Below are 3,080 nucleotides of genomic sequence, written 5' to 3' on the forward strand. Positions count from 1 at the left end.
GCCTCGTCCGCGGCAAGCCCGTCGAACGCTGGACGGCCCGCGAGCAACCGAACACGGCGAGCTGATAGCCCTTCAAGATTCAGGACAGGCTCTCACAGATGTGCCGAATCGGCCGTGGAATGCCGACATCGTCGTCGGGCAGCTGGGGCCCGACGCCGCCCGCGCGGCGGCGAGTCGGCGGGCTGCATCACGGCGGAGACGAGACTGTCGCTGGCAGAGGGGCGGCCGGCGGCGGACCGTCCGCGGGTGGGACTCGTCTACGCGCTGCGGGCTATGACGCCGGTGAGGGTGCGCTCGGTGGCGCGGGCGCGGTGGATCAGRCTGGCCTGAAGGGTGCAGTTACGCGGTTTCGCTGGTCAGGCGGCGTGTTGCGGGACGTTCCGCGCTGGCCGTGGCGATGAAGGCGTCGAGGCGGCGGGCGTGGGCGCCGCGCCAGTAGATCTGGCCGCAGGCGATACAGCGGGTGAAGTGGGTCGCGGTGCGCCGGGTACCGGGCTCCACCTTGTCGAGGACCTCTTCCCTCGGCACCGGCCGCAGTTCGGCGCCGCAGGAGACACAACGGGTGAGCGGTGCCAGTGGCGGCGCGAACCGGTCAAGGACATCGTGTGCCTGATCGTCCGGCCGGTCGCCGCGGACGTATGCGCCGTGCGGCAGGCTGCGCCGGAACAGCAGGCCCCGGTCCCGCGTCAGCAGCACCCGGCGCTCTCGGATCGCCTGGGCGAGGAGTTCGTCATCGGCGGCGTCGTTGCGGTAGGCCACGTCCAGGCCGAGCAGTCGCAGCCGACGGGACAACGCGCCCAGGTGCACGTCGAGGACGAACCGCGGCTCGGTCAACGGCTGGGGACGCGCCGCTGGCTCGACCCGCACGATCTCGTCCAGCCCGGGCCGGCAGGATGGGCTGAGGAGCGTGCCGTCGGCCCGTCGTAGCGCTCCGACCTCGGTTAGCGGCACCCCGACCGACTGCACGACGTGGCCCAGCGTGGCGTCCGGATCCGGCGGCGGCCCGTCGACCAGCCCGCCTTTCTCCGCCCGCCGCCAGGACCCGTACAGCAACGGCCGCAGTTCCTCGGYGACCTCCAGTACCACCACACCAGTTGCCTACCCGCCGGACACCCTCATCCGCGGGTTCGGGTTCGAGTCTCTGGCGGCGCACCCGGTCGCGGGTCTGTGYCGGTTGTTTGAACCCGATAGGTGGGACTGAGCGTGAGATCTGCGGGCTGCCCGACCAACTGCGCGGGACCAGGCGGCGATGCCAGGCCAGCAGCGTCGCCGGGGTCACCAGCCGACATGCCCGGACCTCGTGGGGGAGCAGCCGGGCGAGCGCGGCCAGGACCGCGCGGTCTGGCCAGGTGAACCGAGGCCGCCCGACCTGACGGCGTAGCACTGCTACCTCGTGACGGAGCACGAGCAGTTCCGTCGTCCTCGCTGCGTCGGCGCGGGTCAGCGGGACGAGCCAGCCGAACACCCGGACCATGGCCAGGTACACCAGCCGCACCACCATGAACGGAGATCATGCACCGCCGCGCCTGGTAGCGAAATAGCAGGTCAACAGGGTCTCCACCCGCGACCAGCACGCCGAAGCCCAACACGACGCCCTCCGAGCGACCGGCTACGACGCGATCTTCATCGACAAGGCCTCCGGTAAGCTTGTCCGCCGCCCCGAGCTCGACAAGGCGCTCCTGTCCGCGAACCGCGCCGGCGACCAGCTCGTCATCACCAAGCTCGACCGGCTCGGCCGCTCCCGGCGATGCCCCCAGGACGGGTTGTCTCGCCAGGCGGATCACCAGCGCCCGTACCGCGTCGTCTACCGACGGGCGACCGGTGCGGTGCGGGTAGATCCACCGCTGACGGACCAGCCGGCGGTGCCAGGCCAGCAGCGTCGCCGGGGTCACCAGCCGGCAGGACTGGGCCCCGCGGGGGAGCAGCCGGGCCAGCGCGGCCAAGACCGCGCGATCCGGCCGGGTGAACCGAGGCCGCTCGACCTGGCGACGCAGCACGGCGACCTCCTGGCGCAAGACCAGTAGTTCCGTCATCGTCGCCGCATCGCTGCGGGTGAGCAGAACGAGCCAGCTGAACACCCGCACCATGACCAGATACACCAGTCGCACGACCATGAGCCACGATCATCCGCCACGGCACCTGGCAGCGAAGTTGCAGGTCAACGCCCCGAGACCGAGTTCTGGCACGGTACAGGATCTAGGGGGCATCATCCGGTGATTGATGATCAAAAGATAGAGGACTTCCGTCGGTGGGCTCTGGCTGTTCTGGGCTTGCTCAGTGCCACATCGGACCGTCAGGTTTCCTACTTGCGACAGTCGAACGTGGGAGCGGATGAGCTCTTGCTCCAATTCGACGACGTGCTGTATGTGGCTCGCGCGAGGGTTGCCGATGGGTCACTTGAGGGCGAGGATTTTCTTCTGCTCCTGAAAGTCAATAAAAGAGTAGATTCCGTAAATTCGGGACCGGATTCAATCTGGACGAATGAAGCACTCGAGGTGGCAGTAGAATGGAGGGAGCTACGGATCACGGCTGGGGCGGTGGAGGCGAGCCTTGAGAAATCCTGGAACCTAGCTTCTGGAGATTAGCAAGATCTGCCTGCGATGTTGTATCTTACGAAAATGTGACATTCGGTCGGTTGTTGGTCTGGCGGTCGACAGGGTCCTCGGAGTCGTGGGCGGTCGCCGGGCCATAACCGCTTAACGTTCACGAGGAGCGGGATTACATCGCAGCGCCCACGAGATCCTCGTCCACGACGCCGATTGCGACCTAGGGCCTCGGTAAAGTTGCTTGCAAGCAGATCGCGATCGTCGTGAGTGCTGCCGACCCGGCCTGTGTAGGCAGGGCCGGGCGAAGGCGATCAGCAGCGGGTGAACCGGCAGACCTATCTATCCACGACCAAGTGATCAACAGCCATGCCGCGTTCGGTCAATGGCTCCTCGACGTTATGGCGTGGCAGCGCGAAATAGCTACCAGCAGACTTCCACAAAGACCACCTCCGGGCGGGAACCAGAAGCCGGTGAACTCCGAGACCGGGACCGACCCACGAGGATGGCGGCGAGCTGCCATCCGATCATGCCTGG

At 67.4% G+C, this 3,080-nt stretch carries 1 protein-coding gene and 1 pseudogene; one reads left to right on the top strand and one right to left on the bottom strand.

The genetic code is table 11. The annotated features are described in order from the left end of the window. Positions 1-339: 339 nt before the first annotated feature. A complete protein-coding gene (locus BCD49_RS08100; protein WP_071041340.1) occupies positions 340-1,089 on the bottom strand; it encodes a Mut7-C RNAse domain-containing protein in 750 nt (249 codons plus the stop codon). Positions 1,090-1,610: 521 nt separating this feature from the next. Between BCD49_RS08100 and BCD49_RS46115 the strand changes: the two are divergent. Further along, positions 1,611-2,024 (top strand): annotated as a pseudogene (locus BCD49_RS46115) (recombinase family protein); the annotation flags it as partial. Positions 2,025-3,080: the final 1,056 nt, after the last annotated feature.

Origin of the sequence: Pseudofrankia sp. EUN1h (assembly GCF_001854645.1) — a bacterium.
GTDB classification, from domain to species: Bacteria; Actinomycetota; Actinomycetes; order Frankiales; family Frankiaceae; genus Pseudofrankia; species Pseudofrankia saprophytica.